At 50.2% G+C, this 14,265-nt stretch carries 11 protein-coding genes (1 of these 11 running past the window's edge); 3 read left to right on the top strand and 8 right to left on the bottom strand.

Annotation, left to right across the window (positions count from 1 at the left end):
- The 5 genes from K7B67_RS04520 to pheS form a co-directional block, all read right to left on the bottom strand.
- Positions 1-580, bottom strand: the 5' portion of a protein-coding gene (locus K7B67_RS04520; protein WP_252179180.1) for a DJ-1/PfpI family protein. Its footprint begins 50 nt before the window's first position; the window shows 580 of its 630 coding nt (coding positions 1-580); it begins with the start codon at positions 578-580; its stop codon lies beyond the left edge, outside the window.
- Between the two features lie 50 nt (positions 581-630).
- Positions 631-999, bottom strand: coding sequence for a MerR family transcriptional regulator (locus K7B67_RS04515; protein WP_252179179.1), 369 nt, complete (start codon positions 997-999; stop codon positions 631-633).
- A complete protein-coding gene (gene ihfA, locus K7B67_RS04510) occupies positions 971-1,282 on the bottom strand; it encodes an integration host factor subunit alpha (RefSeq protein WP_252179178.1) in 312 nt (103 codons plus the stop codon). The genes K7B67_RS04515 and ihfA overlap by 29 nt, the downstream gene beginning before the upstream one ends.
- A 91-nt stretch (positions 1,283-1,373) precedes the next feature.
- Positions 1,374-3,752 (bottom strand): phenylalanine--tRNA ligase subunit beta, encoded by a 2,379-nt coding sequence (gene pheT / locus K7B67_RS04505; protein ID WP_252179177.1) that lies wholly within the window; start codon positions 3,750-3,752, stop codon positions 1,374-1,376.
- Positions 3,753-3,796: 44 nt separating this feature from the next.
- Positions 3,797-4,825, bottom strand: coding sequence for a phenylalanine--tRNA ligase subunit alpha (gene pheS, locus K7B67_RS04500; protein ID WP_252179176.1), 1,029 nt, complete (start codon positions 4,823-4,825; stop codon positions 3,797-3,799).
- Between the two features lie 71 nt (positions 4,826-4,896).
- On the opposite strand from pheS, the gene K7B67_RS04495 reads away from it, so the two are divergent.
- Entirely contained in the window at positions 4,897-6,342 is a 1,446-nt protein-coding gene (locus K7B67_RS04495) for a hypothetical protein (protein WP_252179175.1), read from the top strand.
- 37 nt (positions 6,343-6,379) lie between these two features.
- Here K7B67_RS04495 and K7B67_RS04490 read toward each other — a convergent pair whose 3' ends face one another.
- From K7B67_RS04490 to K7B67_RS04480, 3 genes are all read right to left on the bottom strand, one after another.
- Positions 6,380-6,679 carry a hypothetical protein gene (locus K7B67_RS04490; RefSeq protein WP_252179174.1) on the bottom strand — a complete coding sequence of 100 codons (300 nt, stop codon included), beginning with the start codon at positions 6,677-6,679 and terminating at the stop codon, positions 6,380-6,382.
- Positions 6,680-6,723: 44 nt separating this feature from the next.
- Positions 6,724-10,641, bottom strand: a complete 3,918-nt coding sequence (hrpA, locus tag K7B67_RS04485) for an ATP-dependent RNA helicase HrpA (protein ID WP_252179173.1) — start codon at positions 10,639-10,641, stop codon at positions 6,724-6,726.
- Between the two features lie 120 nt (positions 10,642-10,761).
- A complete protein-coding gene (locus K7B67_RS04480) occupies positions 10,762-12,447 on the bottom strand; it encodes an AMP-binding protein (RefSeq protein ID WP_346658253.1) in 1,686 nt (561 codons plus the stop codon).
- A gap of 293 nt (positions 12,448-12,740) precedes the next feature.
- On the opposite strand from K7B67_RS04480, the gene K7B67_RS04475 reads away from it, so the two are divergent.
- Together K7B67_RS04475 and K7B67_RS04470 are read left to right on the top strand one after the other, a co-directional pair.
- Entirely contained in the window at positions 12,741-13,694 is a 954-nt protein-coding gene (locus K7B67_RS04475) for a lysophospholipase (protein ID WP_346658252.1), read from the top strand.
- A complete protein-coding gene (locus tag K7B67_RS04470; protein ID WP_252179172.1) occupies positions 13,687-14,169 on the top strand; it encodes a MaoC family dehydratase in 483 nt (160 codons plus the stop codon). Before K7B67_RS04475 ends, K7B67_RS04470 begins: the two co-directional genes overlap by 8 nt.
- Positions 14,170-14,265 lie beyond the last annotated feature (96 nt).

Raw genomic sequence — 14,265 nt, 5'->3', positions numbered from 1 at the left:
TATCACTATTCCATTGATACTCAGTGAGCTGCTCAATTCTTCTTGCTTCAGCTTCACCCTGAGTTTGCTTGATGTAGTACAGAGCCGCATCAATACCCGCCGAGACCCCTGAAGACGTCAAATACTTACCATCATCAACCCAACGCGCCGCTGGCTGCCATATCACATGGCTATTTAATCCCGTAACCCAGCGATAAGCCATCTTATTGGTGGTAGCACTGGTGCCATTAAGCAAATGAGTTTTAGCCAATAAAGCACTGCCTGTACACACGGAAAAGACTTTTTTTGATACACCAGACTGGCGAACTAACCAATCAATAAGCGACTTATCATTCACTAATGTACGAGTACCTATCCCTCCCGGAATAAGCAACAAGTCACACTCAACCACTGCTGGAAATTGAATATCGGTGACCACACGCGGGCCTTGATAACTGCGCACGATAGACTGGTTACCGATCAAAGATATATGGGTATCTGACATGTGGCCTAACATTTCTATGGGTCCATGCAGATCCAGAGTCTCGTAGTCGTCAAAGACTAAAGCGACGACGTGATGCTTAGCCGTTGGTGATAACATATGTGCCAACCAATGAAGAGTGCCAACCAAAGCAGCTTATCGAATTTTTCTCAATTGGAAGGAATTCCATCCAGAGCATCGACCACATCTTCCAGTTCAGCAATGGTCTGCCGGATCAGTTGTTTGTACTGGGAGGTGTCCCGCTTCTGCACTTCGCCCTTGAGATGATTGCGGGCACCGTCAATGGTAAAACGCTTATCATACAACAGGCTGCGAATTTGCCTTATCAGCAGCACATCCTGCCGTCGATAGTAACGACGGTTCCCACGCCTGACCGGTTTTAGCTGCGAAAACTCCTGTTCCCAGTATCTCAGGACATGGGATTTGACCTGACACAAGTCACTGACCTCACCAATGGTGAAGTAACGCTTGCCGGGAATAACAGGGAGATCACTCTTCCTGAGCTCTGTTTCCTGCATAGGCCTCAACTCGTGACCTGAGTTTCTGACCAGGCTTGAAAGTCACCACCCTGCGAGGAGAAATAGGAATCTCTTCGCCAGTTTTGGGATTTCGGCCTGGCCGCTGACTTTTGTCTCGTAGTTCAAAGTTACCAAAACCGGATAACTTGACCTGTTCATTATTCTCTAACGCCTGACGGATCTGTTCGAAAAACTGCTCGACCATCTCCTTGGCTTCGCGCTTGTTCAAACCGAGTTCTTCATACAAATGCTCGGCTATATCCGCTTTAGTCAGAGCTCCCATCGATAACTTCCGCTCTCTTATAACAACCGGGGCAGTGAACGGTTGAGGGACTGCTCAGAAAACATCCCCTCAGACCGCTCGCACTGGCTGATTAACTACGGAGACTGGCACCAAATTCCGATTCCAGCCGACTTACAATGTTGTCAATCAAATGATTAACTTCTTTGTCTGTTAGAGTGCGGGAAGCGTGCTGCAAGGTCAAGCCCAAAGCGAGACTCTTATGACCTTCTTCAATACCTTTGCCCACATAAACATCAAAAATACGAACATCTTTCAATAGCTCAGAGGCTTCTTCCCGGATGACCTGATTGAGACTGTCAGCAGCCACTTCCTGCCTCACCAGCAAGGCCAGGTCACGACGGACTTCAGGGAATTTGGACAGTGCTGCGAACTCTGTCACTTTACCTTGACTCACCGCTTCCAGACTGGCCTCAAACATCAGCACCACACCATTCAGACCCAGCTCTTTCGCCAGGCTTGGATGCAGAGCGCCGATATGGCCAATCACCTTATCATCACGGATCAGCGCCGCACACTGACCAGGATGCATGGCATCATGACGGCCTTTTTCGAAGCGAAAATTCTCTACAGCACCACCGAGTTCCAGCAAAGCTTCTACATCCCCTTTCAGATCATAGAAGTCCACCGGTTCAGCTTTAGTCGCCCAGTTTTCGGGGTAGCGACTGCCGGTAATCACGGCAGCAACCTGATTTTCCTGTCTCAGGGCGTCACCTTCACGAACAAACGTCTGACCGGTTTCGAACAGACGAACACGACTCTGCTGACGATTCAGGTTGTAACTGACCGTTTTAACCAGACCTGGCAACAGAGATGTTCGCATGACAGAAAGATCGCTGGCGATGGGGTTCGCCAAAGCCACAGGCTCATGCCGGGGATCAAACAGCTGATGCAGTTTCGGATCAATAAAGCTGAAGGAAACCGCTTCCTGATAGCCTCGACTGACAAGAATACGACGAATGTCTGATTCTTTAACCTTGTTTTCATCCACCTGCTTAAGCTTCAGCAACGCCGTCGGAATGGTTTCTGGCAGACGCTCATAACCATAAATACGACCTAACTCTTCTATCAGGTCTTCTTCTATGGAAATATCAAAACGCCAGCTTGGCACGGCAACGCTCCACTCACCTTCTGCCGTGGAACTCATCTCCAGGCCCAGTCGCGTCAGCAGGGCTTCAATCAAGTCATTCTCGATGGTAATACCCAGCAGCGAAGCGACTTTCTCAGCCCTCAGATGAACTGTGTTCAGGGCGGGAAGGTTATCTTCACTCACCACCTCAGCAACAGGCCCCGGCTGACCGCCACAGATTTCCAGAATCAGGGCAGTGGCTCTCTCAATGGCCTTACGTTGCAACTGGAAGTCCACCCCACGCTCAAATCGGTGAGAAGCGTCGGTGTGCAATCCGTAGGAACGGGCTTTACCGGCAATAGTAATGGGATTAAAGAAAGCCGCTTCCAGCAGGACGTTACGGGTGGCCTGGGAGACACCAGAACCTTCTCCGCCCATCACGCCAGCAATACCCAGGGCCTGCTGCTCATCGGCAATAACCAGAGTATCGGTGTTCATACTGACTTCCTGCCCATCCAGCAGAACCAGTTTCTCCTGCTCATGGGCCATGCGAACCATCAGGGAACCATTGAGGGTATCCAGGTCATAACCGTGCATGGGCTGACCCAGCTCCAGCATGACATAAGCGGTGACATCGACGACGGGATCAATGGCACGAATACCGGAACGACGCAGGTGTTCAACCATCCACAGAGGGGTAGGTCGAGTGACATCGACATCCTTCAAAACACGGGTCAAAAAGCGTGGAGCGCCTTCTTTGGATTCAACAGAAACCTTGAAGGTGTCGTCAATCTCCGGAGTGACCGGTTCAACCTGAACGTCACTGACATCAGCCAGGAAGTTCGCACTGACTTCCCGGGCCAGACCGGCAATACTCAGGCAGTCACCCCGGTTTGGCGTCAGGTCAACATCAATAATTCTGTCATCAAGATTCAGGTATGCACGGATATCCTGACCTACAGTGGCATCCGCTGGCAGCTCCATCAGGCCGTCTGAAGATTCAGCCATACCCAGCTCTTCTTCCGCACAGAGCATGCCGAAAGATTCAACACCCCGCAGTTTGGCTTTCTTGATTTTGAAATTGCCCGGCAGAACTGCACCTACTGTTGCAAAAGGGACGCGAATGCCTACACGGGCATTGGGTGCACCACAAACCACCTGGAACTGATCTGAGCCTGTGCTGACACGTGTGACACGTAACTTGTCAGCATCGGGGTGTTGTTCACAGGCCACAATTTCGCCCACAACGACACCGGAAAACTCGCCTGCCACCGGCTCAACGTCGTCCACTTCCAGGCCAGCCATGGTGATTTTGTCCACCAGCTCCTGAGTGTCAGCTTCCAGGGCAACCCACTGACGTAACCATTGTTCACTGAATTTCATAAACTTTTCTCAACTCCGTTACTCGATCTGATCGCTGGCAACCGTTAATTGAACTGGCTCAAAAAGCGCAGGTCATTATCGAAGAACTGACGTAAATCGTTTACGCCGTAACGGAGCATGGCAAAACGCTCAACCCCCAAGCCAAAGGCAAAGCCTGTGTACCTGCTGGTATCAATACCGGAGTATTCAAACACTTTCGGATGGACCATACCGCAGCCCAGCACCTCCAGCCACTTAACGGAACCGTCTTCATTGCGGCCCCACTCGATGTCCACTTCTGCCGAAGGCTCGGTGAAGGGAAAGTAGGAAGGACGAAAACGAACTTTCAGATCATCACGCTCAAAGAACACTCTCAGGAAGTCACTGAGAACACTCTTCAGGTCAGCAAAGCTGACGTTCTCTGCCACATAGAGACCTTCGACCTGATGAAACATCGGGCTGTGAGTCTGGTCAGAATCGCAACGATACACTTTGCCCGGACAGACAATAGCGATAGGCGGTTGCTCACCGGCCTTGCTCAAGGCTTCCATAACACGAACCTGAACCGGAGAGGTATGGGTTCTCAGAACGGTGTTGTCATTGAAGTAAAAAGTATCGTGCATGGCACGGGCCGGATGGTGACCCGGTATATTCAGCGCTTCGAAGTTGTGGTAATCGTCTTCGATTTCCGGCCCCTGGGCCACTTCAAAACCGATGTTGCCAAAGTAATCGGTGATGCGCTCCATGGTACGGGTAATAGGGTGCACCGTGCCCAGGTTCTGGCTACGGCCAGACAGGGTGACATCAATGGCTTCACTGTCCAGACGGGCTTGCAGAGCTGCTTGTTCCAGGCCCTTACGTTTCACATCCAGTGCCGCCTGAACCTGCTGCTTGGCTTCATTAATAAAGCCACCCGCCTTTGGACGTTCTTCCGGGGACAATTTGCCCAGGCCTTTCAACAGTTGGGTCAGCTCACCTTTCTTGCCCAAAAATCGTACTCGAACCTGATCCAGGTCAGCGACATTGGCGGCTGACTCAACGTCAGCCATAGCAGAGACGACTATGGGTGAAACAAGTGTTTCCAGATTCTCCATGGGATTCCTGATAACCGATGCGTAGAGAAAATAAACCGCCAATTCTAGCGGCTGAGAAAGAGTTTGGATAGATGCAGTTGCAGGATGGGCCAAGTCTGCCAGCGATAAGAATCTGTCACCCAACAAAAAGACCCTGCAAAGCAAGGCCAAAGTCACACACAAAGGGAGATTTTTTATGGTTCACAAGCCAATGTGATGCTATACAGCCGGGTATTTTCAAAAAAGATCAGGTGTCTGTTATGATTCGTCTATCTTCCCCTGTGTCATGGAGAAAATACATTGTAGTAAGCTTGTTCGGACTCGCCTTACTCCCCCAACTGGTTACAGCGGGTTTCGCGCCTTCAATATTTTGGGGTAGTGATGCATTTTCAAAAAATGTGAATAAGACCATATCCATGAGGTTTGGGTCGTTTGTTTTTTTTATTTGTGATAATACTTACACTTATTCAAAGCCCAGAAGGACCGGTAAAAGTGTTTATGATATGTATGTTAACCTTTGGCAAGTTGATAAAGCCGACTATGAGCAATGTAAAGTAAATACCAGTAAATCTACAAGTGTGCTTTTACAGAAATGTATTCGCCCTAATCACCTAAGTTCATACTTGGCAATATTTGAAGAATTCAATACCCTCAATAAGCCAGTCTATGAAGAGGGTAAATTCTACTATTTCATATCCACAGCAAATGGTGACAAATCTTCACTCAATAACCTTGAAGGCGGTTACTGCCGATCCCATAATATGCGCCTTGCGGTGTATCTCTGTAACCCCTATAACCCTGAATGCGGCTATAAAAAGCCTGAAACAACAACTCATTCTGAAACAACAACTCATCCCGAAACAACAACTTATCCTGAAACAACAACTTATCCTGAAACAACAACTTATCCCGAAACAACAACTTATGCTGAAACAACAACTTATGCTGAAACAACAACCTATCCTGAAACAACAACTCACCCTGAAACAACAACTCATCCCGAAACAACAACTTATCCTGCAACAAGGAATCATACTGAGACAACGAACCACACTGTGACAGGAAATTATTCTGAGACAACGACTTACCCTGTGATAACGACTTATCCAACCACTGTTCCAACCGAGTATAGTGATTCAATTAAACAACCCTTTGAACTCGTTTGGACTGTTCGCTATAACGATAATCAAAATCTGTATATTCACAAGGAATCAGAGTTTCCGATTGTTGCACTGTGCGAAACTAACAGTGTCATTACCCAGCTGGGCGAAGAAGGTGAAACCGTTAACAGCTGGCTATGTCAAAGTGGGGATCATCGCTCAGTTATTTTAAAACCAAAATACAATAGTAGTGATATTTATGTCTTTGAAGCAGTTCCTGAGCAGGCAAGCTCACAGGGATGGAAATCATCCCTGACCGTGAACGTGGTAGGTGCAAATAACCTCGAGTATCTTGCAAGTGAGGCAACCTCATCTCCCGGTAAGCCAGCATTCGCTTTTCTGGTTTCATTGTATCTCTTGGCTGCAAGTGCATGGTAAACACTATGCTCTTGCAGAGCATTGACCTGCAAAAGTACTAATCCTCATGCTCATGCTCAGGGAAGCTTTCATCCTGATCAGGATGATCATAGTACCCTGCATCATCGTACTCTTTATCCTCAATCTGAGCCTCATCTTCTGGTTCAAAGTGCTGATCAGGATACGGCGGGTACGGATACGGAGCCGCTTCATTTTGATACAGGCTTTCTTCGTTCAGGTCATACTCCTCGGAGTCAGTATCATTCTGCTCTCCAAAGAGATCCATCTCATTGGCAATGGTAAACCCAAAACCCAAAATAGCGAGGGTGAGAATAACCCCCTTCAAAAGCTTTTTCATGAGCATGGCCTCAGACTGTATTATTAAAAGTTTAACGACGTTTTTCAGACTTCCTGAACCTCTTGCCAAAGCTTCCTGAGGCGTTTATCGGATACCGGGAAACGAGTGCCCAGCTTCTGGGCGAATAACGAGACGCGGTACTCCTCCAGCATCCAGCGATAAAGCATCAGGTTTTCATCAACCATTTTATGTTTCTCATGAATGGCTTTACGCTGTTCCCAGGCTTTAAAAAGAGTCGCCAGCTCCTCTGACCAGGCCCGGTCTTTGTTGACCTGGGCTGGCAGCTTCTCCTGCCTGACCTCAATGCCCTCCAAAAACCTTGGATAGTGCCTGAGCCACTCAATACCCGCATCACAAAGAAAGCCGGGATAGATCAGCTGACCCAAGTGCTGCTTGATGTCCGACAGTGAAAAAGCCCGGTCAAAGGATATCTTGCCCTTCAGCTGTTTACTGATGTTGTGAGCCTTCTGGAAAATCTCAAACAACAGGCCATCAATCTCTTCAGCAAAGGGTACCAACTGGCCTTTTCGCTCATCCATCAGAGCATTGAACGCCACTTCATCCCTTGGCCCCTTATTGCCGGATGACAGAGCAGGATCACGAACAAACACCTCCGAAATCAGGAACGCCTGAAGATCCTCCTCCAGCGCCCTGGCCTGCATAATGCCCGTGGTCAGCAGCTTCACCTGTTTCAGATGTTTCATTTTCGACAAGGCAAACTTCAGTTGATGAGACAGTTTAAACTGAAGCAGGCGCGTCACACCCATACGGTGAGTCGCTTCAGCCATGGTTCTGTCTTCAAACAGCTTAACGGCCACCGAGTGCTGCTGATCCACCAAAGCAGGATAGGTTTTAAGTACCAGTCCAGCAACTTTACGGGTTATTTCCTCCGGCAGCTCACCACAGTTCCAGTCTTTCAGACCTTCCTGCTCCAATGAACTGTCCGCAAGTCTGCGCACACCGTCTTCAGATTCCCGACCAAACTTTTCTTTGAGCTTGACCAGGTCACGGCCCTGCCCCAGCACCTTAGCGTTCTCATCCACCAGCCGGAAGTTCATCCGCAAATGTTCCGGCAGATCATGAGTGTCCCAGTGCTCGTCCAGGATACGCATACCGGACATACGATGCAGGTGATGCCCCAGTATATCGGTCAGCGGCTCATCGCAGACCGACATGGACTCCAGAGCCCCCCGAACGTAATCCGGTACCGGGACAAAGTTTTTACGCACCGCTTTCGGCAAGGCTCTGACCAGGGCAACACACTTGTCGTATAACATACCGGGCACCAGCCATTCCAAACGATGCTTAGGCAACAGTCTCAGTGCTTGTACTGGTAATGTCAGGGTCACCCCGTCGTCCGGGGCACCAGGTTCAAAATGATACGACAGTGGTAGTTCCAGCCCTTCCCAGCGGAAATGATCCGGGTATTTGTTTTCAGTGACCTCACCAGCGTCGTGCCTCATCAGGTACTCTTTGGTGAGGTATAACAGCTGGGCATCCTGTTGCTCAACTTCCTTACGCCATTTTTCAAAACCCGCTCCGTTGTGGAGATGGGCTGGCAGCTTTTCATCGTAAAACTGATAGAGGGTTTCCGGGTCGACCAGAATATCTCTGCGCCGGGATTTGGCTTCCAGTTCATCCACTTCCTGAATCAACGACAGATTATGGGACTGGAACTTGCCCTGGGAATGGTAATGACCTTCAACCAGTGCTTCCCGGATAAAAATCTCACGGGACACCACGGGATCAATGGTGCCGTAACTGATCCGACGACGGGCGACAATCACCAGTCCGTACAAAGTCACCTGCTCAAAAGCCACCACCTGGGCCCTTTTCCTCTCCCAGTGAGGCTCAAAGTAATTTCTTTTGACCAGATGACCCGCCAGCGGCTCAATCCACTGTGGCTCCACTTTGGCATTGGTGCGGGCAAACAGTCTGGAAGTTTCCACCAGCTCAGCCGTCATCAGCCACTTGGGCTTGCGTTTATACAGCGTTGATGATGGAAAGACGTAAAAACGACGGTTACGTGCACCCATATAATCGGCGTCGTCGTCTTTACTCCCCAGATGGGAAAGCAAACCCGCCAGCAGGGATTTATGAATATCCGCGTAACTCGCCTCGTCTTCATTGACTTTCAGACCAACGTCTTTACAGGCCAGTGCTAATTGCCGATGCAGGTCCCGCCATTCTCGCATTCTCATAAACGACAGGAACTGCTGTTTGCAGTACTTGCGCAACTGGTTCTGGGACAGCGTCTGACGTTGCTCTTCATAGCTATTCCAGAGCTGAACCAGACTCATAAAGTCCGAGTCGTCGTGATAATGTTCACGGTGTCGCTGATCGGCAGCCTGTTTTTTCTCTGCCGGGCGTTCTCTTGGGTCCTGAATCGCCAGGGCACTGGTAATAACCAGCAATTCACTGAGGGCATGGTTTTTATCCGCTGCCACCAGCATTCGCGCCATTCGGGGGTCAACCGGCAGTCTGGAAATCTGCTGGCCGATTCGAGTCATACGACGCTTTTCACTGACCGCACCCAGCTCCTGCAATAGCTTAAAACCGTCGTTAATCGCTCTGGCATCCGGCGCATCAACGAAAGGAAAAGCGGCAATATCACCCAGCCCCAACCTGAGCATCTGCAAAATAACTGCCGCCAGGTTGGTTCTGAGAATTTCGGCATCAGTAAACTCAGGACGACCCAGAAAGTCCTCTTCAGAATAAAGTCGGTAGCAAACACCTTCTGCAACACGACCACATCGACCTTTTCGCTGATTGGCCGAGGCCTGGGATATGGGCTCAATGGGTAGCCGTTGCACTTTTGAACGGACACTGTAACGGCTGATTCTTGCCATGCCGGGATCAATCACGTAGCGAATACCCGGTACGGTCAGGGAGGTTTCCGCTACGTTGGTAGACAGGATCACTCTTCGACCACCGCCATGAGGCTGAAAAATGCGATTCTGTTCTGCCGCAGAAAGACGGGCATAGAGCGGCAGAATGTCGGTATGAGCCAAACGGGCATCCTTGAGGAATTTATTGGTTTCCCGGATTTCCCGCTCACCACTGAGAAAGACCAGCACATCGCCCAGGCGTCCGCCTTTTCCGGAACGTTCCAGCTGTTCGATGTCCCGCAGACAAGACAGTATGCCCTGCTGGACCCGTTGGTCGGCATCCCTGCCCTCCAGCTCAAGGTTTTCCAGGGGGCGGTAATTAACTTCTACGGGATAGGTCCGACCAGAAACCTCAATAACAGGCGCCTGATTGAAATGCTTTGAAAAGCGTTCAACATCGATGGTAGCTGACGTAATAATCAACTTCAGACCGGGGCGCTTGGGCAACAGGATTTTCAGATAACCCAGCAGGAAATCAATATTCAGGCTGCGCTCATGGGCTTCATCAATAATGAGCGTGTCGTAGCGGTTCAGAAAACGGTCATTCTGGATCTCAGCCAGCAGAATACCATCGGTCATCAGTTTAACCAGGGTATTCTCATTGCCATGGTCAGTGAACCGAACCTGATAGCCGACCTGCTCCCCCATGGGCACTTTCAGCTCTTGCGCTATGCGGCTGGCGACGGATCGTGCCGCCAGTCTTCTCGGCTGGGTGTGGCCTATCTGACCAACAATACCCCGACCGGCCTGCAGACAGATTTTCGGGATCTGGGTGGTTTTACCAGAACCGGTTTCACCGGCAATAACGACAACCTGATGCTTTTCAATAGCCTCACGGATCTCATCACGACGGGCAACAACGGGCAGCGCCTCATCGTATTCAATGTCGGGAACAGCCTGTTGCCTTTCCTGAACCCTGGAAGTGGAACGACCTATTCTTTCCTGCAGCTTATCCATCGCTGCCTGATCGCCGGTGTTAAGTTTCTGAATCTGCCTGCGAATAGAAAAACGATCCCTGACCATGCACTGGTCCAGAGCGTCATACAGCGCTTTCTTCTGAGGGTGGCCGGACACGCATATCTCCCGGAAAATGCATTTCAATCAAAACGCGCGATTATACTCGCTCCGGGTCCCGATATCTGTTTTTCTTTCCTGCCGTTTCCTGTCGCTTCTTGTCGCAGAGGAACGAGAGAATTAAAGCCCTCGCTTTTTCAACTCTTCATCCCGTAATTCACGGCGGAGAATTTTACCGACATTGGTGGTCGGCAATACCTCTCGAAATTCGACCTGTTTAGGCACTTTGTAGCCGGTCACATGCTTACGCAGGTGCTTGATCACCTGCTCTTCTTTCATGGCCGGGTTGGAGCTGACCAGGAACATTTTAATGGCTTCACCGGTTTTCTCATGGGGTAAACCAATAGCGGCGCACTGCACAACATCCGGGTGCATGGCCAGAACTTCTTCCAGCTCATTAGGATAAACGTTGAAGCCGGATACACAGATCATGTCTTTTTTACGATCCACAATCGTGACATAACCGTCATCATCAATAGTGGCTATGTCACCGGTTTTCAGCCAGCCCTCGCTATCAATCGCCTCGTCCGTGGCATCAACATTATCCCAATAGCCTTTCATCACCTGGGGGCCTTTGACGCACAACTCACCCACGGCATTCAGCCCCAGGTCATTGCCCTCATCGTCTATAACTTTCAACTCGCAGGAGGGTACAGGAATGCCAATGGTACCCAGCTTGATTCGATTCAGAGGATTAATGGTGACCACCGGTGCCGTCTCGGTCATGCCGTAACCTTCACTGATCTTGGTGCCGGTCAGGTTCTCCCAGCGTTCTGCCGTGTCCATCTGCAGGGCCATCCCCCCGGACACCGTATTTTTCAGATGGCTGAAATCCATTTTGCGAAACTCAGGATTGTTCATCAGGCCAACAAACAGTGTGTTAAGCCCCACGAACATGCTGAATGGCTGCCCCTTGATATCCTTCATAAAGGTTTTCATATCCCGGGGGTTGGTGATCAGCAGGTTATGAGCGCCCATCAACATGCCCACCATACAATGAACGGTGAACGCGAAGATGTGATAGAGAGGCAGAGGGGTAACCAGCAATTCTTTCCCCTCTTCCAGGTTACGAACCATCATGGCCTTCACTTGAAACATGTTGCTGAGAATATTGCGATGGGTGAGCATGGCTCCCTTGGCGACACCCGTCGTACCTCCCGTGTACTGAAGAACCGCCACTTCATCTTCTTCCTTGCGGGCGTCGTGGGCTGCGTTTTGGCTGCCCAGCCTCATGGCCTTGCTGAAGCTGACCGAAGCTTTTACATGGTAGTCAGGAACCATTTTCTTGATGTACCTGACCGCCAGGTTCACCACCGTTTTTTTCAGGGGTGGCAGCATATCCCCCACTTCGGTAATCACAACCGTTTCTATGGATGTTTTGGGAACCACTTTCTCTGCCATGTGCGCCATGTTGGCCAGCACCACCAAAGCCTTGGCCCCGGAATCACGGAACTGGTGTTCCATCTCCCGCTCGGTGTACAGCGGGTTAGTGTTCACCACCACCAGACCCGCCCTGAGCGCACCATAAACGACAATGGGAAACTGAAGCAGGTTTGGCAGCATGATGGCGATACGGTCACCGGGCCTCAGATCGGTATGGTTCTGAAGATAACTGCAAAAATGGCCACTGAGTTCATGAAGGTCAGAATAGCTGATACTTTTACCCAGGTTACTGAACACGGGCTTGTCAGCATATCTGCGAGCGGCATAATCCATTACATCCAGGATGGAGCGATACTGACCGGTATCGATTTCAGAGGGTACACCTTCAGGGTATTTATCTTTCCAGAAACCACTGTGAATCACAGAAACCACCTCCACTGTACAAGAGAACCCGGTTTGTTTTGCCCTAAAGTTACCAAAAACATCACTCAGTCAGTTACCACAAATCTGTCATAGCCAAAGCGGCCAGCGTTCCCCGACGGGGTGACCGAGATTAGCAGTTTTTCGGTTTTCCCGATAGAGAGCCTGTAAAAAAACCGTTAAACCGTTTACTAATTGTTTCATTTTTGCCATAAAGTGTTGATCGGCTGATACAGGAGCTCTGTGTCTACGGCTAAAGAGCAGAAAACCAACAATAACGAGAGCAGCTCCGCGGTATGAAGACCTACACACTAAAAAGCGACGACCATACCATCCCTCTCTATTGCTGGAATGACCTTCCAGAATGCCCGGGCCGCAAAGGCATTGTTCATATCAGTCACGGCATGGCGGAGCACGGGCAGCGTTACCGTTCCTTTGCCAGCGCACTGAATCAGGCGGGCTATATTGTTTTCGCCCACGACCACAGAGGTCATGGCGCCTGTATTGAGCAAAATGGTAAAGGCTATTTCGCCGGGCAGCGTGGCTGGCATAAAGTCGTGGATGACCTGGCCACCGTCGTTGAATTTATCCAGAAGAAATTCCCCGGCACGCCACTGGTCCTTATGGGTCACAGCATGGGGAGCTACATCCTTCAGAGTTATCTGGTGCACCATACGCCCAGACTGGCAGGTGCCATTCTCTCCGGCTCAAATTATGCCCCCAGGCTGTTACTGGAAGTCGGCTTGCTGATCGCCAAAGTGGAATGCCTCAGACAGGGCAAAAGAGGCATAAGCCCGCTGATCAGGCAACTGACCTTCTCCAGTTATAACCGCCAGTTCAAGCCAAACCGTACCGAGTTCGACTGGCTCAGCAGAGACCCACAGGCGGTGGATGACTATATTGCCGATGAACTCTGCGGTTTTCCCTGCAGCAATCAACTGTGGTATGACCTGTTCAGGGGCTTGCTTCAGATCAGCGCCAATCACCCGCTGAAACACATCGAATCGGAACTGCCGGTGCTGGTTATGGGTGGTGAAAAAGATCCGGTCAGCGCCCCGGCGGGGCAACAGAAACTCACCAAAGCCCTACGGAAAGCCGGTTTAAAAAATGTCACACTAAGCCTGTATCCTGAAGGCCGTCACGAAATGCTGAACGAAACGAATGCTCAGCAAGTGATACAGCGCCTGTTACAATGGATTGATCAAACCCTTTCTTACTGTTTTGCCTCCAAGGGCCAAGATAATGCGTAAACTGGAAAACACCCCGTTTGATGAGCTGAAAATCGGGGACAAAGCCACGCTGACCCGGACACTGACCGAACAGGATCTGCTGCTGTTCGCCAAAGTGTCCGGCGACACCAACCCGGTCCATCTGGACAAGGATTATGCCGCCACCACTCAATTTGAGGGACGTATTGCCCACGGTATGTGGACTTCATCCCTGATCTCCTGCGCCCTTGCCACCCAACTGCCCGGACCCGGTGGTATTTACCTGTCACAGGAAGTGAAGTTCATGCGTCCTGTCAAAATAGGCGACACGGTAACGGTTGAACTGGAAGTGGTGGAAATCAATGAACGTCGCAAGCGTGCCACTCTCTCCACCAACGTGGTCAATCAGAATGGTAAAACCGTGGTCAAGGGTAAGGCGGAAGTTATGCCCGCTACTGAAAAAGTCGTAGTGGATGAATACCCACTGCCTGATGTAGAACTGGTCAACAAAGCCTGATTATCCAGAAGCCGGGCAATATCCGGCTTTCCTTCTTCAAAGCCATATTGCCTGACTCATATGTACAATCTCCGCTCAGGATGAACGGGGTTAGCA

The sequence above is a fragment of the Endozoicomonas sp. 4G genome (assembly GCF_023822025.1).
Taxonomy (GTDB): Bacteria; Pseudomonadota; Gammaproteobacteria; order Pseudomonadales; family Endozoicomonadaceae; genus Endozoicomonas_A.
This window is presented reverse-complemented; position numbering and strand designations above follow the sequence as displayed.

Coding starts and splice junctions, on each gene's coding strand:
- K7B67_RS04515 (WP_252179179.1), bottom strand. CDS start 999: ATGCAGGAAACAGAGCTCAGGAAGAGTGATCTCCCTGTTATTCCCGGC.
- ihfA (WP_252179178.1), bottom strand. CDS start 1,282: ATGGGAGCTCTGACTAAAGCGGATATAGCCGAGCATTTGTATGAAGAA.
- pheT (WP_252179177.1), bottom strand. CDS start 3,752: ATGAAATTCAGTGAACAATGGTTACGTCAGTGGGTTGCCCTGGAAGCT.
- pheS (WP_252179176.1), bottom strand. CDS start 4,825: ATGGAGAATCTGGAAACACTTGTTTCACCCATAGTCGTCTCTGCTATG.
- K7B67_RS04495 (WP_252179175.1), top strand. CDS start 4,897: ATGCAGTTGCAGGATGGGCCAAGTCTGCCAGCGATAAGAATCTGTCAC.
- K7B67_RS04490 (WP_252179174.1), bottom strand. CDS start 6,679: ATGAAAAAGCTTTTGAAGGGGGTTATTCTCACCCTCGCTATTTTGGGT.
- K7B67_RS04475 (WP_346658252.1), top strand. CDS start 12,741: ATGAAGACCTACACACTAAAAAGCGACGACCATACCATCCCTCTCTAT.
- K7B67_RS04470 (WP_252179172.1), top strand. CDS start 13,687: ATGCGTAAACTGGAAAACACCCCGTTTGATGAGCTGAAAATCGGGGAC.